This window comes from Streptomyces sp. CRN 30 (assembly GCF_034105845.1).
This window is the reverse complement of record NZ_JAVRHI010000403.1, coordinates 1-18,473: the sequence shown is the minus strand read 5'-3', so window position 1 is coordinate 18,473 and position 18,473 is coordinate 1. Positions and strand designations below refer to the sequence as shown.

18 protein-coding genes and 1 rRNA gene are annotated in these 18,473 nt (G+C 71.9%); 14 read left to right on the top strand and 5 right to left on the bottom strand.

The features are described from left to right. Positions 1–6: 6 nt before the first annotated feature. The 9 genes from rrf (at position 7) to UW392_RS44770 (ending at position 7,312) form a co-directional block, all read left to right on the top strand. A 5S ribosomal RNA gene (gene rrf, locus UW392_RS44810) occupies positions 7–123 on the top strand. Positions 124–183: 60 nt separating this feature from the next. Beyond that, a complete protein-coding gene (locus UW392_RS44805; RefSeq protein ID WP_320781086.1) occupies positions 184–834 on the top strand; it encodes an HAD family hydrolase in 651 nt (216 codons plus the stop codon). 55 nt (positions 835–889) lie between these two features. Continuing rightward, entirely contained in the window at positions 890–2,116 is a 1,227-nt protein-coding gene (locus UW392_RS44800; RefSeq protein ID WP_320781085.1) for an MFS transporter, read from the top strand. After that, a complete protein-coding gene (locus UW392_RS44795) occupies positions 2,067–3,239 on the top strand; it encodes an acetoin utilization protein AcuC (protein ID WP_320781084.1) in 1,173 nt (390 codons plus the stop codon). The genes UW392_RS44800 and UW392_RS44795 overlap by 50 nt, the downstream gene beginning before the upstream one ends. Before the next feature lie 113 nt (positions 3,240–3,352). After that, a complete protein-coding gene (locus UW392_RS44790) occupies positions 3,353–4,168 on the top strand; it encodes a phosphatase (protein ID WP_320781087.1) in 816 nt (271 codons plus the stop codon). 129 nt (positions 4,169–4,297) lie between these two features. Continuing rightward, complete coding sequence (locus tag UW392_RS44785; protein WP_004984898.1) at positions 4,298–4,510, top strand: helix-turn-helix domain-containing protein; 213 nt, start codon at positions 4,298–4,300, stop codon at positions 4,508–4,510. A gap of 168 nt (positions 4,511–4,678) precedes the next feature. Next, positions 4,679–4,777: a 30S ribosomal protein bS22 gene (locus UW392_RS44780; protein WP_003948845.1), complete on the top strand. Its 99-nt coding sequence runs from the start codon at positions 4,679–4,681 to the stop codon at positions 4,775–4,777. Between the two features lie 400 nt (positions 4,778–5,177). After that, positions 5,178–6,239 (top strand): NAD-dependent epimerase/dehydratase family protein, encoded by a 1,062-nt coding sequence (locus UW392_RS44775; protein WP_320781083.1) that lies wholly within the window; start codon positions 5,178–5,180, stop codon positions 6,237–6,239. 14 nt (positions 6,240–6,253) lie between these two features. Then, on the top strand, positions 6,254–7,312 hold the full coding sequence (locus tag UW392_RS44770) for a lysophospholipid acyltransferase family protein (protein ID WP_320781082.1): 1,059 nt from the start codon (positions 6,254–6,256) through the stop codon (positions 7,310–7,312). Between the two features lie 251 nt (positions 7,313–7,563). Here the strand turns inward: UW392_RS44770 and UW392_RS44765 are convergent, their stop codons facing one another. From UW392_RS44765 to UW392_RS44755, 3 genes are all read right to left on the bottom strand, one after another. Then, positions 7,564–8,817, bottom strand: coding sequence for a DUF5667 domain-containing protein (locus tag UW392_RS44765; RefSeq protein ID WP_320781081.1), 1,254 nt, complete (start codon positions 8,815–8,817; stop codon positions 7,564–7,566). Between the two features lie 245 nt (positions 8,818–9,062). Beyond that, positions 9,063–9,881 carry an ECF subfamily RNA polymerase sigma factor, BldN family gene (locus UW392_RS44760; protein WP_320781080.1) on the bottom strand — a complete coding sequence of 273 codons (819 nt, stop codon included), beginning with the start codon at positions 9,879–9,881 and terminating at the stop codon, positions 9,063–9,065. A 353-nt stretch (positions 9,882–10,234) separates the two neighbouring features. Then, on the bottom strand, positions 10,235–11,155 hold the full coding sequence (locus UW392_RS44755) for an HAD-IB family hydrolase (RefSeq protein ID WP_320781079.1): 921 nt from the start codon (positions 11,153–11,155) through the stop codon (positions 10,235–10,237). Between the two features lie 184 nt (positions 11,156–11,339). Here UW392_RS44755 and UW392_RS44750 point away from each other — a divergent pair, with 184 nt between their 5' ends. The 5 genes from UW392_RS44750 (at position 11,340) to UW392_RS44730 (ending at position 17,103) form a co-directional block, all read left to right on the top strand. Further along, positions 11,340–11,675, top strand: a complete 336-nt coding sequence (locus tag UW392_RS44750) for a glutaredoxin family protein (RefSeq protein ID WP_320781078.1) — start codon at positions 11,340–11,342, stop codon at positions 11,673–11,675. A gap of 281 nt (positions 11,676–11,956) precedes the next feature. Beyond that, positions 11,957–12,712, top strand: coding sequence for a redox-sensing transcriptional repressor Rex (locus UW392_RS44745; protein ID WP_320781077.1), 756 nt, complete (start codon positions 11,957–11,959; stop codon positions 12,710–12,712). After that, a complete protein-coding gene (locus UW392_RS44740) occupies positions 12,709–14,442 on the top strand; it encodes a glutamyl-tRNA reductase (RefSeq protein WP_320781076.1) in 1,734 nt (577 codons plus the stop codon). Before UW392_RS44745 ends, UW392_RS44740 begins: the two co-directional genes overlap by 4 nt. Then, positions 14,435–15,397, top strand: coding sequence for a hydroxymethylbilane synthase (gene hemC, locus UW392_RS44735; protein ID WP_320781075.1), 963 nt, complete (start codon positions 14,435–14,437; stop codon positions 15,395–15,397). The genes UW392_RS44740 and hemC overlap by 8 nt, the downstream gene beginning before the upstream one ends. Beyond that, on the top strand, positions 15,394–17,103 hold the full coding sequence (locus UW392_RS44730; protein ID WP_320781074.1) for a uroporphyrinogen-III synthase: 1,710 nt from the start codon (positions 15,394–15,396) through the stop codon (positions 17,101–17,103). The genes hemC and UW392_RS44730 overlap by 4 nt, the downstream gene beginning before the upstream one ends. Before the next feature lie 85 nt (positions 17,104–17,188). Here the strand turns inward: UW392_RS44730 and UW392_RS44725 are convergent, their stop codons facing one another. Both UW392_RS44725 and UW392_RS44720 read right to left on the bottom strand, forming a co-directional pair. Continuing rightward, the gene (locus UW392_RS44725) at positions 17,189–17,605 is read right to left on the bottom strand and encodes a hypothetical protein (protein ID WP_320781073.1); all 417 of its coding nucleotides are present in this window, start codon (positions 17,603–17,605) and stop codon (positions 17,189–17,191) included. Between the two features lie 10 nt (positions 17,606–17,615). Then, positions 17,616–18,473 (bottom strand): NAD(P)H-binding protein (locus UW392_RS44720; RefSeq protein ID WP_320781072.1); only part of this gene is annotated, 858 nt, incomplete at its 5' end.

The window sequence follows — 18,473 nt, the reverse complement described above, 5'->3', positions numbered from 1 at the left end:
TAGTGTTTCGGTGGTCATAGCGTGAGGGAAACGCCCGGTTACATTTCGAACCCGGAAGCTAAGCCTCACAGCGCCGATGGTACTGCAGGGGGGACCCTGTGGGAGAGTAGGACGCCGCCGAACAATCATTGAGAAAACCCCCGCACCTTCGGTGCGGGGGTTTTCTGCGTTTAGGGTCGACCCATGCGCTATGACCTCGTCATCTTCGACAACGACGGTGTCCTCGTCGACAGTGAGCCCCTCTCCAACCGGCTCCTGGCCGCCTACCTCACCGAACTGGGCCACCCCACCTCGTACGAGGACTCCGTCCGCGACTACATGGGGTCCGCCCTGCACCGCGTCCACGACCTAGTGCTCGAGCGCACCGGACAGCGCTTGCCGGAGGACTTCGACGAGGTCTTCCACCGGCGGGTGTTCGCCGGGTTCGAGCGGGAGTTGCAGCCGGTGGACGGCGTCGTCGACGTGCTGGGGAAGCTGGCCGCGGACGGAGTGCCGTACTGCGTGGCTTCCTCGGGGAGTCATGAGCGCATCAGGGTGGGGCACCGGAAGACCGGGCTGGACCGGTGGTTCGACGACGGGCGCGTCTTCAGCTCCGAGGACGTCGGCCGGGGCAAGCCGGCACCGGACCTCTTCCTGTACGCGGCCGCCAGGATGGGCGTCCCCGCGGAGCGGTGTGTCGTCGTCGAAGACAGCCCGCTGGGGGTGCAGGCGGCCGCGGCGGCGGGCATGGACGTGTACGGCTTCACGGCCATGACCTCTCCCGACAGGCTGACACCGGCCGGCGTGCAGGGGCATTTCGCGGATATGCGGGACCTCCTCGAGCTGCTTGGCTGAGCGTTCCTCACTTTCCTCTGTTCACGGCTCAACCACGGCCCTACGCTGTCCGGCCATGACGGATGTCCTGCGGCGTGGCAGAGCCTCGCTCGGGTTCGGCTTCTTCGCTCAAGGAGTCGCGTTCGCGCTGCTCGTGACGCGGATCCCGGCCGTCCAGGACCGGTACGGGGTGTCCGACGCGCTGCTGCCCGCCTTCCTCGCCGCCGTACCGGTGCTGGCCGGCGTCGGCAGCGTGGTGACCGAACGGCTGGTGCGGCGCGTGCGCCCCAGCCGGTTGCTGCGCTGGTCCCAGCCCGTGGTGCTGCTGGCCCTGCTGGCTGTAGGAGTGGGCGACCGGATGGCCGCCCTGGCGGTGGCGCTCGCCGCGTTCGGCCTGGCCGTCGGTGTGCTGGACGCCTCGATGAACATGCTCGGGGTGAGCCTGCAGCGGACGTACGGGCGCAGCATCATGCTCGGGTTCCACGCGGCGTACAGCCTGGGCGGGATCGTCGGTGCCTCGCTGGCCTGGGCGGGGGCGTACGGGGAGCTGGCGCTGTGGGTGTCGTACCTGCCGGTCGTCCTGGTGCTGCTGCCGGCGGCGCTGGTGGGCAGCCGGTGGTACGTCGACGGGAGGGCGGCCCCGGCGGCTCCGGCGAAGGCGGAGGGAGCGGCGACCGGGGCGGAGCCCTTGGCCCGCAAGGTGCTGCTGCCGCTGTGTCTGGTGATGACCTTCGCGTACATCGGGGACTCGACGGTCTCCAACTGGAGCGCGAAGTACCTGCAGGACGTGCTGGGGAGCTCGGAGCAGCTGGCGACCGTCCCGTACAACGTGTACATGGTGACCACCTTGCTGGGGCGGGCCGTCGGGGACCTCGGCGTACGGCGGTTCGGGCCCGTGACGGTGGTGCGGGCAGGAGCGCTCGTGGCGTCGCTCGGGTTCGCGGTGGTGGCCGGGGCGCCGGGGGCCTGGGTGGGGATGCTGGGGTTCACGCTGCTGGGTCTGGGGCTGTGCGTGCTGGTGCCGCAGACGTTCGCGGCGGCGGGGCGGCTGTTCCCGGGGCACTCCGATGCGGCGGTGGCGCGGCTGAACGTCTTCAACTACGTGGGTTTTCTGATCGGTTCACCGCTGGTGGGGGCGTTGGGAGACGCGTGGACGTATCGCGGGGCCATGCTCGTACCGATGGTCATGGTGCTGGTGACGCTGGTGTACGCCCGCTCGTTCGCGCCCCCGCACGGCGGATACGGTGGCGGGCATGAGCGGCCGCGCACAGCTGATGTGGGACGAGGCGGTGACGGGCTATGACTTCGGCCCGCAGCACCCGATGGATCCCGTCCGACTCTCCCTGACCCGGAGCCTGGTCGACGCCTTCGGGCTCGACCGGGAGCTGCGGACCGTGGCGGCCAGGCCCGCCGGGGAGTCGACCCTGCGGCTCGTGCACCGCGAGGACTACGTGGCGGCGGTGAAGGCGGCCTCCGCCGATCCCGGGGTGGCCGACGTGTCGTACGGGCTGGGCACCGTGGACGATCCCGCCTTCGCCGGCATGCACGAGGCGTCCGCGCTGATCGCCGGCCAGTCGGTGGGGGCCGCGGAGGCGGTGTGGCGGGGGGAGGCGCTGCACGCGGTCAACTTCGCGGGCGGGCTGCACCACGCCATGCCGGGTGCCGCGTCCGGCTTCTGCGTGTACAACGACGCGGCGCTGGCCATCGCGCGGCTGCTGGAGCTGGGCGCCGAGCGGGTCGCGTACGTGGACGTCGACGTCCACCACGGGGACGGGGTGCAGGCGGCGTTCTGGGAGGACCCCAGGGTGCTGACCATCTCCCTGCACGAGCACCCGCGGACGCTGTTCCCGCAGACCGGCTGGCCGGAGGAGACGGGAGCGGGGAGCGCCGAGGGCTCGGCGGTCAACGTGGCCCTGCCGGCGGGCACCGGTGACGCGGGCTGGCTGCGGGCGTTCCACGCCGTCGTGCCCGAGGTGCTCGCCGACTTCCGGCCACAGGTCCTGGTGACGCAGCACGGCGCCGACACGCACTTCGAGGACCCCCTGGCGCACCTCGCGGTGTCGCTGGACGCCCAGCGGGCCGTACAGCTGGCCTGCCACGACCTGGCGCACCGTCACGCGGACGGGCGGTGGATCGCCCTGGGCGGGGGCGGATACGCCGTGGTGGAGGTCGTGCCGCGGTCGTGGACGCACCTCGTGGCCATCGCGGCGGGGCGGCCGGTCGAGCCCGCGACGACGATCCCCGAGGGGTGGCGGCAGGAGGTCCACGCCCGTACGCGGCAGTCGGCGCCGCACCGGATGACCGACGGCCTGTGGCCGGTGTCCTGGGCGGAGTGGGAGCAGGGGTACGATCCCGAGGACCGGCTGGATCAAGCCGTTCTGGCGGCGCGGCGGGCGGTGTTCCCGCTGCGGGGGCTGCTCGCCTAGGCGGACCGGGCGGGCGGCCCCCGGTCCGTGGTCGGCACCGGGTGCTGGGCCGACCGTGCGGTGTTTCCGCCGATCCGAGGCGGCCGGCCGGGGTGTGCGTCACCATCGGCCGTGTGTGGAGCACCGGAGCGCTGCGGGCCCACCTGCTGGCCGCGCGGCTCGCGGGAACCGTCGCCACGACGCGGGAGCAGAGCCTGCGCAGCTACCGGCTGTTCGCGGCCCGGGACCCGCGGGCACTGATCGGCATCAACCCCCGGCGGCACTGGTGCCTGACCGATCTGCTGCACTTGATGGCGGAGGAGTGTGGAGTTTCGGACGATCTCAATGTCACTTCCGGGCCGGATGTGATCGACCCGGAGCGCACGCTGAGCGGACTGCACGCCTTCGCGGAACGGCTCGCGGACGCCGCCCGCCGCCGGGCGCCGGTCCTCCTCGGCACCGGGCACCCGCACCGGCTGCTCGGCTTCTACGGCGCCCTGGCAGACGCCTTGTCGGCGGCGGGATGTGAGGTCCTCACCCCGGCGACGGGTGAGCGTGTCGACATAACGACCCGGTTCGGTCTACGCACGTACAACCTCGACTACGTACGAGGAGTCGCGCTGGTACGCGAACCCGGCGCTCGGAGCACGGGTTGTGAGACGGGCGCGCACACGCATTCACCACTCCCGGTACGCACGGTCCTGGACGCTGTCGCGCGGCGGGGCGGACCGCTGCCGGAACTGGTCATCGGGGACCACGGATGGGTCTGCGGCGCAGGTCAGTTGGGGTTCGAGGCCATCGGCCTGGCGGATACGGACGATCCCGCGCTCTTCGTCGGACGGGCAGAGGGGCGGGTGTCCGTCGTCGTTCCGCTAGATGACGCTGTGCGATCTGATTACTACCGACCGCTGACCCGCTACGTACTCAATCGGGCGTGTCTGTCACAGTAAGCCGCCGATGCCATCCCCTCTTCCCCACTCGCATCACCCGCCCCTAGTCTGGGGAGTGAGCGCGCAACGACGAAGAGTCACCGGAAGGGGAAGCCGGTGGCCGTCGAGTGCGGAAGGTTCAGGTGTGTCATGGCTGCAGCTGGCGAGAGGCCTCTGAACGAGGTTCAGTTCCTGACCGTGGCGGAAGTCGCCTCGGTGATGCGGGTGTCGAAGATGACCGTGTACCGGCTGGTGCACAGCGGTCATCTGCCGGCGATCCGGGTGGGGAGGTCATTCCGGGTTCCGGAGCAAGCGGTTCACGAGTACCTCCGCGAGAGCTACGTGGGGGTGGAGACGGCCTGATGGTCATCGAGGGGGCGGGGGGCTCCGGAAGGGCCCCGCGGGGTGCCGGTGATCTCCTCCGCCCCCTCGATTACGAGCTCAGGGCTCGGGCGGGTAGGCTAGCCCCTCGTAGGTCGTATGGGCCCATGGCGCCCAGCACCGAGTGATGAGAAGTGAGCGAGGGTAGTCGTGGGCTCTGTTATCAAGAAGCGGCGCAAGCGGATGGCCAAGAAGAAGCACCGCAAGCTGCTCAAGCGCACCCGCGTTCAGCGTCGTAACAAGAAGTAAGGCACGCCCCGAGGGCGTCGGCTCCCTGCGGGGACCGGTTCCCTCGTGGGGCACGCCCCGTCCGGGGCACGTTCCCGTACGGGTCCGTGTCCTCCGGGGTCGCCTTGCTCGTTCCGCGCGAGCGCTGCGAGAAGCGCGCTCTGTGGCCCCCCGCCGATCCGGTGGGGGGCCACAGTCGTCCTCCGTCGCCGCGGCGACGCGCGCGGCGCGTACCGGGCGTGCGACCGGTGCACAAGTGGCCGGGTCTGGTCGGGCGCACGGGTCCGCCGTCACGTCAGGCATCGAGCGGTCATCACAGCGCAACGACAACCCGCTAACGTGGCCGCACACGGGGAACGCGGCAGAGTACGGGCAGAGGCACTCAGTGCGCCATCGACGTTTCGGAAGTGAGGCGCTGATCTTGGGCAAGGTCGTACTCGTGACCGGGGTGGCCCGTCAGCTGGGGGGCCGGTTCGTACGACGGATCCAGCGCGACCCCCAGGTCGAACGGGTGATCGCCGTGGACGTGCTGCAGCCCGAGCACCACCTGGGCGGCGCGGACTTCGTGCAGGCCGACATAAGGCAGCCCACGATAGGGCGGGTGCTGGCCGAGCACGACGTGGACACCGTGGTGCACATGGACGTCACGGGCACTCCGCTGGGCAGCGGCAGCCGCGCCACGCTCAAGGAGACCAACGTCATCGGCACCATGCAGCTGCTCGGTGCCTGTCAGAAGTCCCCGGCCGTCAAGCGGCTGGTGGTGAAGTCCAGCACCAACGTCTACGGTTCGGCGCCGCGCGATCCGGCCGTCTTCACCGAGACCACCCCGCCCAAATCCCTGCCCAGTGGCGGTTTCGCCAAGGACACCGTCGAAGTCGAGGGGTACGTCCGCGGCTTCGCGCGCCGCCGGCCCGACGTGGCCGTGTGCGTGCTGCGGTTCGCGAACATCCTCGGGCCGAGCGCGGACTCGCCGCTCGCCTCGTACTTCTCGATGCCGGTGCTGCCGACCGTGCTGGGCTACGATCCGCGGCTGCAGTTCGCGCACGAGGACGACGTCATCGAGGTGCTGCGCATCGCCTCGCACGAGCCCGAGCGCGGCTCCCTCAACAGCGGGACGTTCAACGTCGCGGGCGACGGCGTGCTGCTGCTGTCGCAGTGCGCCCGGCGGCTCGGCCGGCCCACGGTGCCCCTGCTGATGCCGGCCGTCAGCTGGCTGGGCTCGGCCGTGCGTACGCTGGGCGTGACGGACTTCTCGCCCGAGCAGTTGAGGCTGCTGACCCACGGGCGGGTCGTGGCGACGAACCAGATGCGGGAGACGCTCGGCTACCAGCCGAAGTACACGACGGCACAGACGTTCGCCGACTTCGTCCGCAGCCGCGGCCCCGGACTGCTGCCGCCGGAGGCCGTCGCCGGGGCCGTCGACCGGTTCGCCGAGCTGCCCGCCCTGGGCGGAGGCCGCCCCCCGACGCAGAGCGCCAACTGAGGAGCGCATCAACAATGGCGGATGCCAAGGTCATTCCGTTCGACGACGACCGGTCGCGGGCCGGTGCCGTACAGCGCTCGTCGCGCCGCCGGACCGCGGGCAACCGGCGCAAGGGCGAGCCCGCGGTGGTCCGTGAGGTCCAGGCCCTGCCCAAGCGATCGCTCGGGCAGGATGATGTTCCCGTGACGCATGAGCAGCCGGAGCCGCCGAAGCGGCTCGACCAGCCGCAGGAGAGCGGACTGGAGCGCCGTATCGCGGGCGGGCTGGCCTTCCTGCGCAAGCGCCTCACGGGCGACTACGAGATCGACGACTTCGGGTACGACGCCGAGCTCACCGACCAGGTCCTGATGTCCCTGCTGCGGCCGGTGTTCGAGAAGTACTTCCGGGTCGAGGTGAAGGGCATCGAGAACGTCCCCACCGAGGGCGGGGCGCTGATCGTCGCCAACCACTCCGGGACGCTGCCGCTGGACGGCCTGATGATGCAGGTCGCCGTGCACGACCACCACCCGGCGGGCCGTCACCTGCGGCTGCTCGCGGCCGATCTGGTGTTCATGCTGCCGGTGGTGAACGAGCTGGCCCGCAAGCTGGGGCACACCCTCGCCTGCGCGGAGGACGCCGAGCGGCTGCTGGCGCAGGGCGAGCTGGTCGGGGTGATGCCCGAGGGTTTCAAGGGTGTCGGCAAGCCGTTCAGCGAGCGCTACAAGCTGCAGCGGTTCGGCCGTGGCGGCTTCGTGTCGACCGCGCTGCGGCAGGGCACGCCGATCGTCCCGTGCTCGATCGTGGGCGCGGAGGAGATCTACCCGATGATCGGCAACGCCAAGACGGTGGCGCGGCTGCTGGGCTTCCCGTACTTCCCGATCACGCCGACGTTCCCCTGGCTGGGGCCGCTGGGCGCGGTGCCGCTGCCGACGAAGTGGACCATCCAGTTCGGCGAGCCCATCCCGACGGACGGCTACCCCCCGGAGGCCGCCGACGACCCGATGCTGATGTTCAACCTGACCGACCAGGTCAGGGAACAGATCCAGCACACGCTGTACAAGCTGTTGGTGCAGCGGCGGTCGGTGTTCTTCTGACGCGTGCCGGGCCGTCCGGGCCTTCACCGTGAGGGTGCCCACCGGTCGGCGGACGGAGTCCGGCGCAGCCGTTCGAAGCCTGCGGAGCAGTGCGAGGACGGCAGAAGGGAGGGGCCAAGCTGTTGGTGCAGCGGCGGTCGGTGTTCTTCTGACGCGTGCCGGGCCGCCCGGGCCTCTGAAGTCCGGAGTCTCCGTGTACGGCGGTGGGGGCGTCCCTGGGTCAGGGACGCCCCCACCGCCGTGGTGCGGAGCTACTCGGTGTCCGTGCCGTTGATGCCGAGGTCGGGCAGCAGGCCCGGGAGGAGTGGCGGCAGGGTGACGTCCGGCTCCGCGGCCGGACTGCTCTTGCCGGATCCGGAGGACGGCGGGGCGCTGTCCGTATCGTCCTGGGGCGGGTCCAGCAGGCCGCCCGTGCTGCCGCCGAGCAGGCCGTCGTCGCCTCTGTCGTCACTGACGCCGGAGTCGGAGGCGGAGGGCTCCGGTGCGCCGCTGCTGTGCCGGCTGTCCGGTGAGCCGCTGGCGGCGGGGGCCGGGCGGTGGATCTCCGCGGAGCCGGTGGAGCCGGGGCCCGTGCGGCGCTCCCGGTCGTCGCGGCTGCGGGCCGGGGCCTCGGGCAGCAGTGACTGGAGCGGGGCCACCTCGTCGTCTATGGCGTCGAACACCGAGGAGACCTGCTGGCTGACGTCCCCGAGTTGCACGGGGAGCCGGTCGCGCAAGGCCCCCCAGGTGCCGCGGTGGGAGGTGGAGAAGGCCGAGAGCGTCTTGATGGGGTCCAGGGAGCCCGGGTCGTGCTCGTAGGCCTCGCGGAGCAGGCGGTGGCCCTCCGACGCGTCGTGCCGCATGCCGTTCAGGGCGCGGCGGACCTCGCCGATGGCCTCGTGGTCGAGGGAGCCGCCGCGGTCGCGCTCCATGAGGCGGCGGGCCTCGGCGAGCCGGGTGGACGCCTGGTCGAGGTAGAGCCGGCCGCGGTCCGTGCCCTCGTCGGCCATGCTGAGCCTGAAGTCCTCGATGCCGCGCTTGAGGCCGTACAGCGAGTCACCGGGGAGGGCGTCCGAGCTGGCGGCGGCGACACCGCCGAAGGCGCCCGCCGCCACGCTGACGCCGAGCCCGCCCGCGGCGAGCCCCTTGCTCAGCCGGGAGCGGGGCCGCAGCTTGCCCAGCGGACTCCCGCGGTGGGCGTCCCGCGACCGGTGGGAAGCGCCCTTCTGCGGGGGCACCGAGCGGGCCGCCGCCTCGCCCCCCGCGGCCGTGCCCTCCTGCAGCATGGCCTCCATCGCGGCCACGAGCCGGGCCCGCTGGACGACCTTGACCTCGGGGTCGAGCTCGGGCTTCGGCAGCTCGCCCAGACCCGTCGTGAGGGCCAGCAGCCGGCCCTGCTCGGTCCGCTCCGCAGCAGCCTGGGCCGGGACGTCGGGCTGCTCGGCCGCCGTGTCCCGGTCGGACAGCTCCTCCAGAGCCTGGGCGAAGGCGTTCGCCCGCCGGTGCGCCGATACGTTCGCGATCACTGGCGGCACCTCCTCTCGTCGTGACGGTCGACTCCCCAGGGGTTCCTGAGGGTTGCACAACCCCGACCACTTGCACACGATCGAGTGATCGATGTCGGCCAAGGTGTGACCACAGGGAGCCTGCATCCCGCACAACGAGCGGCGTGGCACTTGGGTTACGGACGACGCGTGAGGGAACCCCGGAGCCAACGCGCCTGCTCGAGGAGTGACTTGAGCATGGCTGAGCGTAGGCGGCGGTGTCCGGCTCAGCGGGCGTCTTCGGGGAGCAGCCGGGCCAGGGTGCGCACGGCGCGGTACTGGAGGGTCTTGATGGCGCCCTCGTTCTTGCCCATCACGCGGGCGGTCTCGGCGACGGAGAGGCCCTGCAGGAAGCGGAGGGTGACGCACTCCTGCTGCTGGGGGTTGAGGCGCCGGACGGCGTCGAGCAGTGCGGCGTTCGACAGTGACTCCAGGACGGAGTCCTCGGGGGAGCGCTCGACCTCGTTGGCGTCGAGCATCTCGCCGGTGGTGACCTCGAGCCGGAAGCGGCTCGACTTGAAATGGTCGGCCACGAGATTGCGGGCGATGGTGACCAGCCAGGCGCCGAAGTCGCGCCCCTGCCAGGTGAACGTCCCGATGCGCCGCAGGGCGCGCAGAAAGGTCTCACTGGTGAGGTCCTCGGCGGTGGCCTTGCCCCCCACCCGGTAATAGATGTAGCGGTACACGGTGTCGCTGTACTGGTCGTACAGCCGTCCGAACGCGTCCGCCTCGCCTGCCTGGGCGCGCTCCACCAGCTCCATCATGCGGGCGCTGTCGCTGTCCGCGGCAGGGCGCCGGGCGGTGCCGGCCGAGGCGGCGCGGCCGCGTCTGGCGACGTCCCCGGAGCGCCGCCCCGCGGTGACGGCGCTGCGCGCGGAGCCCTGCTCGATGCCGTCGGCGAGCGCATAGCACGGGCGGGCGGGGGCGGTGGAGGTGGCGAGTGCGGGGACGGCGTACGCGGTGGGGACGAAGCCGCGCAACATGTCGAGGACTGTTGCGCGCAGCGTGGCCAAGCCCGAGGCGTCAACCCCGACGTGTGGGTACACGGGACTCCCAGAGGCAGAGCTTCCATCACGTGCAGCGCGGGACCGTTCACTCGTCGTAGCGACGGTGGGGTTCCGGTTTGCGTCTGAGGAGAATAACGCTTCGTGCAGGCCCTGCTACACCCAGTTGCCCAAATCGCCGATTACGTCGCTTCTGTTATCGATCGACGCACGTTCAAGTGCGGTTTGTTGCCCGCTTGTTGAACGGATGAGTTCAAGATGCGCTTCGCTCAAGGCGTGTTGTGCCCGGGTGCGGGAGCGGGCGACCGAAGGAGTGCACGTCGGCAACGAAGAGCGACGAATGCCTGTCCAACGGGGCGGCGCGAAGGGCGCGCGGGACGGCTGCCCGTGGACGGTCAGCGGCGGCGGCGGTGCAGGGCGATCGCCGCCGCCGTGCCGCCCGCCACCGCGCCGACCCCGGCCGCCGCCGGCAGGCCGACCTTGGCCGCCTTGCGGGCCGTACGGTAGTCGCGCAGCCGCCAGTCGAACTCGCGCGCGTGCTTGCGGAGCTTGGCGTCCGGGTTGATCGCGTAGGGGTGGCCCACCAGGGAGAGCATCGGGATGTCGTTGTGGGAGTCGCTGTACGCCGCGCAGCGCGTGAGGTCCAGGCCCTCCGCCGACGCCAGCGCGCGGACCGCCTCGGCCTTGGCCGGCCCGTGCAGCGGCTCGCCGACCAGCTTGCCCGTGTAGACGCCGGCGACCGACTCCGAGACCGTGCCGAGGGCGCCCGTCAGACCCAGGCGGCGGGCGATCACCGTGGCGACCTCCACGGGGGCCGCCGTGACGAGCCACACCTTCTGGCCCGCGTCCAGGTGCGCCTGGGCCAGCGCGCGGGTGCCGGGCCAGATGCGCTCGGCCATGTACTCGTCGTAGACCTCCTCGCCGATGGTCATCAGCTCGGCCACCCGGTGGCCCTTGACGATCGACAGGGCGGAGTCGCGCGCGTCCTGCATGTGCTCCGGGTCCTCGACCCCGGCCAGCCGGAACCACGCCTGCTGCCAGGCGAAACGGGCGAGGTCACGGGTCTCGAAGAACTTCCGCTTGTACAGGCCCCGGCCGAAGTGGAACAGTGCTGCGCCCTGCATCACGGTGTTGTCGAGGTCGAAGAAGGCGGCGGCCTTGTCGTCACCGTGGACAGGGAACTGCGGCTCGAGGTCCCCGGTGAGTTCGTGGTCCTGCGAGGTTTTGCGCGCTGCCTCCGCCGAGGCCTCGCCTGCCAATACGCTCCGCGCCGTGGCGGAACGCCTACGGGGGGTGAGCCATCCGAGAGCGGCCATGCGGTGAGCATAGCCAGTCCGTTCGGTGCTTCCGGAGCGGAGAGGTACGGACGCTGTGAACACTCCGCGGCCGTGTCGTTAAAGCTGTGCGCCGCACGGTGCGCCGGAGTGCGGAGTGGGCAGGTTGCGGGCTCGGGCGTGAGTCGGGGCGCGAGGGGTGCCCGGTGGGCCCCACGGCGCGAGAATGGCCGACATGAGTCCCATCTTCCGGCGCGCCGATCGCCGCACCACGGAGAAAACCGCACCTCAGGGCACGCCTGAGTCGCGCGAGTCACAGGAGGCCCGGCACCTCGTCACCCTGATCGGCAAGCCCGGGTGTCATCTCTGCGAGGACGCCCAGGCCGTGATCGAGAGGGTGTGCGGGGAGCTCGGCGTCCCCTGGGAGGGCAAGGACATCACCCGGGACGAGGAGCTGCACCGGGCGTACTGGGAGCAGATTCCGGTCGTCCTGGTGGACGGCGCACAGCACACGTTCTGGCGCGTGAATGAACAGCGTCTCCGCAAAGCTCTGACCGGGTAGTCCAACTGGTCCGTAAAGTCGCTTAGGATCGATGGCGGATTGGACTCGGGGGCGGGCATCATTGAGGAGAGTGTGCGGTTTTGCCCTCGATATCTGAGGAACGGCGCAGCTCGCGCGTGGGTTCCCCACAAGCGCGCAGGGAGTGCGTGAGCCCGGTCACGTTGGGCGGGCAAATCGGACACCATCTTTGTGCACGCGTTCACAAAGACATAGCCTGCTGTCGACGGGGCGGTCTGGGGACGTGTGACCGCCTGCAGCCCCGCTCTACCCGCAGGAGCACCGTGGCAACTGGCCGAACTCACCGACCGGCGACCCGCAGCCGAGGAATTCCCGAGGCCACCGTCGCCAGGCTTCCGCTGTACCTCCGCGCCCTGACCGCGCTCTCGGAGCGCTCGGTGCCCACGGTCTCCTCCGAGGAGCTCGCGGCCGCCGCCGGGGTGAACTCCGCGAAGCTGCGCAAGGACTTCTCGTACCTGGGCTCCTACGGGACGCGGGGTGTCGGTTACGACGTCGAGTATCTCGTGTACCAGATCTCCCGTGAACTGGGGCTCACCCAGGACTGGCCGGTTGTGATCGTCGGGATCGGAAACCTCGGTGCCGCGCTCGCCAACTACGGCGGGTTCGCGTCCCGTGGTTTCCGCGTCGCCGCGCTGATCGACGCCGATCCGGCGATGGCCGGGAAGCCCGTCGCGGGCATGCCGGTGCAGCACACGGACGACCTGGAAACGATCATCGACGAGAACGGCGTGTCGATCGGTGTCATCGCCACGCCCGCCGGCGCCGCCCAGCAGGTCTGCGACCGGCTCGTGGCCGCCGGGGTCACCTCCATCCTGAACTTCGCGCCGACCGTGCTGACCGTTCCCGACGGCGTCGACGTGCGCAAGGTCGACCTCTCCATCGAGCTGCAGATCCTCGCCTTCCACGAGCAGCGCAAGGCCGGCGAGGAGGCCGCGGGCGAGCCCGGTGCCGTGCTGCGTGCCGCCAAGGAGTCCGGGAAGGGACCCGACGGGGACGTACCCGCCGTGATGCCGGCATGAGTCTCCTCGTCGTCGGGCTGAGCCACCGCAGCGCTCCGGTCAGCCTGCTGGAGCGGGCCGCGCTGTCCCAGGACACCCAGGTCAAGCTGCTCCAGGACACGGTCGCCGCCGAGCCGGCCACCGAGGCCGCCCTCCTCGCCACCTGCAACCGCATCGAGCTCTACGCCGACGTGGACAAGTTCCACGCCGGTGTCGCCGAGCTGTCCACGCTCCTCGCCCAGCACAGCGGCGTCGGCCTGGACGAGCTCACCCCCTACCTGTACGTGCACTACGAGGACCGCGCGGTCCACCACCTCTTCTCGGTGGCCTGCGGGCTGGACTCGATGGTGGTCGGCGAGGGCCAGATCCTCGGCCAGATCAAGGACTCGCTCGCCCGTGCGCAGGACATGCACACGGCCGGGCGGCTGCTGAACGACCTGTTCCAGCAGGGCCTGAGGGTGGGCAAGCGCGCCCACTCCGAGACCGGCATCGACCGCGCGGGCCAGTCCCTGGTCACCTTCGGTCTGGAGCAGCTCGCGGACGGCGGCGACGTCGAGGCGTGGGCCCGGGGCAAGCGCGCCCTCGTCATCGGCGCGGGCTCCATGTCCTCGCTGGCCGCCGCGACGCTCGCCCGCGCGGGTGTCGCCGAGATCGTCGTCGCCAACCGGACGTACGACCGCGCCGAGCGCCTCGCGCAGATCCTGAACGAAGCGGACGGATCGGACGTCGTCGCCCGCGCGGTCCGCATGGACGCGGTGCCGGACGAGCTGACACGTGCCGACGTGGCGGTCTCCTGCACGGGCGCGACGGGCCTGGTCCTGACGGCCGAGACGGTCGCGGCGGCGGTCGAGGGGCGCGTCGGCGCACCGGTCGCCGTCGGACCGGCGGCCGGGGAGCCGCCCGCCGCCGTACGGGCCGCGCGCGAGGAGACCCCGCTGCCGCCCACCTCCCTCGGTACCGAGGAGGGCTGCCCGCTCGACCTGCCGGCCGCGCAGGGCGGTTTCTCCGTGCTCGGGGAGGCCGCGGTGGCCGGCATGGACGCGGCCACGCTGGAGCAGCACGCGACCTGGGTCGACAACGGAACGGTGGACCGGCGGGAAGCCCGTCCGGCGCCCGACGCCGAGCTGATCACCGCGCTCGCCGCGACCGCCTCCGTCACGGGCCGGGTGCCCGAGCGGCGCCGCCCCGAGCCCGTTCCCGAGGTGCCCCGGCCCGAGCCCGTGCTCGCGCTGCTGGACCTGGCGATGCCCCGGGACATCGACGCGGCCCTGCACCGGCTGACCGGCGTGCGGCTGGTCGACATCGAGTCGCTGGCCGAGGCCTCCGCCGACGCGCCGATGGCCGCCGACGTCGACCAGGTGCGGACGATCGTCTCCGCCGAGGTCGCCGCCTTCGGCGCCGCGCTGCGGGCCGCGCACATCACGCCCACCGTCGTGGCGCTGCGCAGCATGGCCGCCGAGGTCGTCGCGAGCGAGATCGCGCGGCTCGAGGGCCGGCTGCCGGACCTCGACGACAAGCACCGCGGCGAGATCACGCAGACCGTGCGGCGCGTGGTCGACAAACTGCTGCACGCACCGACCGTACGGGTCAAGCAACTCGCGGCCGAGCCCGGTGGCGCCGGGTACGCCGACGCGCTGCGGACCCTGTTCGACCTGGACCAGGAGACGGTCGCCGCCGTCTCACGGGCCGACCGGGCCGGCAACGAGACCAGACACGACCGAGACGCCAGAACCGAGGGCGGGCATGAGTGACCAGCAGGCTTTGAGGCTCGGGACCAGGCGGAGCAAGCTCGCCATGGCACAGTCCGGGCACGTGGCGGACGCGGTGCGGCAGGTGACGGGGCGGCCCGTCGAGCTGGTGGAGATCACCACGTACGGCGACACCTCCCGCGAGCACCTCGCGCAGATCGGCGGTACCGGCGTCTTCGTCGCGGCGCTGCGTGACGCGCTGCTGCGCGGTGAGGTCGACTTCGCCGTGCACTCCCTGAAGGACCTGCCCACCGCTTCCCACCCGGACCTGGCGCTGGCCGCGGTGCCGGTGCGCGAGGACCCGCGTGACGTCCTCGTCGCCCGCGACGGGCTGCGCTTCGCGGAGCTGCCCGACGGCGCGCGCGTGGGCACCGGTTCGCCGCGCCGCATGGCCCAGCTCAACGCGTACGCGCGCAGCCAGGGCCGCACCATCGAGACGGTGCCGATCCGCGGGAACATCGACACCCGCGTCGGGTACGTCCGCAAGGGTGAGCTGGACGCCGTCGTGCTCGCCGCCGCCGGGCTGAACCGGATCGGCCGGACCGACGAGGTGACCGACTTCCTGTCGGTCGACATGGTTCTGCCCGCCCCCGGCCAGGGGGCCCTCGCGATCGAGTGTGCCGCGCACGACGCGGCTCTCGTCGCCGTGCTCGCCGAGCTCGACGACCCGTTCACGCGGGTCGCCGTGACCGCCGAGCGATCCCTTCTCGCGGCCCTGGAGGCCGGCTGCAGTGCTCCCGTGGGGGCGCTCGCCGACTTGCTGGCCGACGGGCAGGTTGTCAAGGAAATGCGCCTGCGCGGCGTCGTCGGTACCACCGACGGCTCGACGCTGGTGCAGTTGTCCACCACCGGTCCCGTGCCCGAGACGCACGACCAGGCGATGGCGCTCGGCCGCGAACTCGCGTCCGAGATGCTCGCCAAGGGCGCGGCCGGTCTGATGGGGGAGCGAGCACATTGAGCCCCACCACCCTTCCCGCCGGTCCGGACCACGGTCACGTCACCTTCCTCGGTGCCGGACCCGGGGATCCGGGACTGCTCACACTGCGCGCCGTCGAGGCGCTGTCCAGCGCGGACGTCCTGGTCGGCGAGCACGAGGTGCTCGACGTGGTCCGCGCGCACGCCAGGGCAGGCGTTGCCGTCCTTGAAGCCGGCGCCGGGACGTCCTCGGACGTTTTCCCCGGCACGGGCACGCCTCAGCTGGCGGTAGTCGACGGCTCGTCAAAAACCGCTGCAGCCCCCGCTTCCAGGGATGCGGCCAATCTTGTCATGGAGGCTGCGCGGGGCGGCAGGCGGGTCGTCCGTGCGGTGACCGGGGACCCCGGGCTGGACACCTACGCGGCCGGGGAGATGCTCGCGTGCGCCGCCGCGGGCGTGCCGTTCGAGGTGGTTCCCGGGGTGGCCTCCGCGGTGGGCGTGCCCGCGTACGCGGGTGTGCCGCTGCGGGACGCGCAGGGCGCGGACGTACGGTTCGTGGACGCCCGTACGGCCTCCGACCGCTGCTGGACGGAGGTGGGCGCCTCGGACGGCACCGTCGTGGTCTCGGCGACGCTGGACTCGGTCGCCGCGGCGGCGGGCGAGCTGGTGTCGGCCGGCCGCAAGCCGGACACCCCCATGACGGTCACGATCGCCGGTACGACGACCCGGCAGCGCACCTGGAGCGCCACCCTCGGCTCCATCGCGCAGACGCTGAAGCAGGCGAAGGTGCTGCCCTCGCCGGACGGCGGGCGCCCGGTGATAGCCGTGGTCGGCGAGCGGTCCTCCGCCGCGCAGCGCGATCAGCTCTCGTGGTTCGAGTCCAAGCCGCTGTTCGGCTGGAAGGTGCTCGTCCCGCGCACGAAGGAGCAGGCGGCGTCGCTCTCCGACCAGCTGCGCTCCTACGGCGCCGTGCCGCACGAGGTCCCGACGATCGCCGTCGAGCCGCCGCGTACGCCCCAGCAGATGGAGCGCGCGGTCAAGGGCCTGGTGACGGGGCGGTACGAGTGGATCGCCTTCACCTCGGTCAACGCGGTCAAGGCCGTACGGGAGAAGTTCGAGGAGTACGGGCTCGACGCGCGGGCCTTCGCCGGGATCAAGGTCGCGGCGGTGGGCGAGCAGACGGCGAAGGCGCTGGTGGCCTTCGGCGTGAAGCCGGACCTGGTGCCGAGCGGCGAGCAGTCGGCCGCGGGTCTGCTGGAGGACTGGCCGCCGTACGACCCGGTCTTCGACCCGATCGACCGGGTGTTCCTGCCGCGCGCCGACATCGCCACGGAGACGCTGGTCGCCGGGCTGATCGAGCTGGGCTGGGAGGTCGACGACGTCACGGCGTACCGCACCGTGCGGGCGTCGCCGCCACCGGCCGAGACGCGTGAGGCGATCAAGGGCGGCGGGTTCGACGCGGTGCTCTTCACCTCGTCGAGCACCGTGCGCAACCTGGTCGGCATCGCGGGCAAGCCGCACAACGTGACGGTGATCGCGTGCATCGGCCCGGCCACGGCGAAGACCGCCGAGGAGCACGGGCTGCGGGTCGACGTGATGGCTCCGGAGCCGTCGGTGCACAAGCTGGCGGAGGCGCTCGCGGACTTCGGTGCGCGCCGGCGCGCCGCCGCGGTGGAGGCCGGGGACCCGGTGACGCGGCCGAGCGAGCGGCGGCCGGGGTCGCGGCGGAGGCGGACGACGACTACCTGATCGTCGGCCGGCCGGTCGGCAGGTAGACAGACATGGCTGAGGGGTGCCCCAGTGATCGGGGGCACCCCTCAGCCATGTCCATGTCCTAGGGGCGGGCGTCGAGCCGGTTCAGCAGCTTGCCGTCCGAGCCGAAGACGTCCAGCAGGTACCCCTGGTCGAGCGAGTCTCCGTCCTCGCGTCGGAGGAAGTCGACGACCGACTGCTTGAGCGGGTCGAAGGACTCGGCGTCGTCGTCCCGGCCGTGTCTCCACACCACCAACTGGGGAACGCCGTCGGGGCCGGGGCTCTGCTCGATGCCGTACACGTCCTCCACGCCGCCGGCCTGACGGTAGCGCTCCGCGAGCCGCTCCGCGGCGCCGGGCGCCGTGGTCGAGGTGGTGAGAGGGCGGGGCACGGAGGAGGAACGTTCGGGGGCGTCGTCCGAGGTGCAGCCGGACAGTAAGACGGCGACGGCGACGGCTGCGACGCAGCCCGGGAGTGCGGGACGGGTGAGGCGAGTCATCGCACCATTCTCAGCTGTGTCCCGGCCGGCGGAAGCGGCTCTCCCGGCGGAGGACCGTGCGCAGGTCGTGCGGTGGGCGGCCGGTGAGCCGCTGGACGGTGTCGGTGACGCGGTCCTCCGACCCGTCGGCGATGGCCCGGTCCAGGGCGGCCAGCAGCGCGGCGAACTCGGGCGGGACGCCGGCGATGCGCGTCAGGTGGTCGCACATCTCTTCGTACATCAGTGGCCGGTGGGTCGCGAGTCGGCCGGTGACCTCTGCGTAGAGCGCGGCGACGTCGTCGTAGCTCAGGGCCTCGGGGCCGGTCAGGACTAGGTCGGTGTTCGGGGCCGTGTCGCCGGTCAGGGCGTGCACGGCGACGGCCGCGATGTCGTCGGCGTCGACGAAGCCGACGCGGCCGCTGCCGGTCGCCGTCAGGACGGTGCCCCGCTCGCGGAGGGTGGTCGCGTGGGCGTGGTCGCCGGTGAAGTTCTGCATGAACCACGAGGGCCGGAGCACCGCCCACTCCTCGAAGAGGCCGGGGAGCGCCTGGTGCACGGCTCCGACGGCCGGCCCTCCGGCGGGGACGGCCGAGGAGCTGAGCAGCACCGCGCGGCGCACTCCGGCGGCGCGGGCCTGCTGGAGGAAGGGAAGCATGACGGCCGCCGGGGCGGGGTCGCCGACCGGGGGGACGAGGTACACCCGGTCGGTACCGGCGAGGGCGTCGCGGAAGGTGGCGGGGTCGTACCAGTCGAAGCGGATCGCCTCCGTGTCCGGGACGGGGGTGGCGCGACGTGAGGCGGCTCTGACGCGGTGCCCGGCGGCGAGCAGTTGTGCGGTGACACGGCTGCCGGTGGTGCCGGTGGCGCCCGTGACGAGAGTGGTGCCGGT

Excerpts from the sequence above, each read along its gene's own strand:
- UW392_RS44805 (WP_320781086.1), top strand. The coding sequence starts at position 184 with ATGCGCTATGACCTCGTCATCTTCGACAACGACGGTGTCCTCGTCGAC.
- UW392_RS44800 (WP_320781085.1), top strand. The coding sequence starts at position 890 with ATGACGGATGTCCTGCGGCGTGGCAGAGCCTCGCTCGGGTTCGGCTTC.
- UW392_RS44795 (WP_320781084.1), top strand. The coding sequence starts at position 2,067 with ATGAGCGGCCGCGCACAGCTGATGTGGGACGAGGCGGTGACGGGCTAT.
- UW392_RS44785 (WP_004984898.1), top strand. The coding sequence starts at position 4,298 with ATGGCTGCAGCTGGCGAGAGGCCTCTGAACGAGGTTCAGTTCCTGACC.
- UW392_RS44770 (WP_320781082.1), top strand. The coding sequence starts at position 6,254 with ATGGCGGATGCCAAGGTCATTCCGTTCGACGACGACCGGTCGCGGGCC.
- UW392_RS44755 (WP_320781079.1), bottom strand. The coding sequence starts at position 11,155 with ATGGCCGCTCTCGGATGGCTCACCCCCCGTAGGCGTTCCGCCACGGCG.
- UW392_RS44750 (WP_320781078.1), top strand. The coding sequence starts at position 11,340 with ATGGCCGACATGAGTCCCATCTTCCGGCGCGCCGATCGCCGCACCACG.
- UW392_RS44740 (WP_320781076.1), top strand. The coding sequence starts at position 12,709 with ATGAGTCTCCTCGTCGTCGGGCTGAGCCACCGCAGCGCTCCGGTCAGC.
- hemC (WP_320781075.1), top strand. The coding sequence starts at position 14,435 with ATGAGTGACCAGCAGGCTTTGAGGCTCGGGACCAGGCGGAGCAAGCTC.
- UW392_RS44725 (WP_320781073.1), bottom strand. The coding sequence starts at position 17,605 with ATGACTCGCCTCACCCGTCCCGCACTCCCGGGCTGCGTCGCAGCCGTC.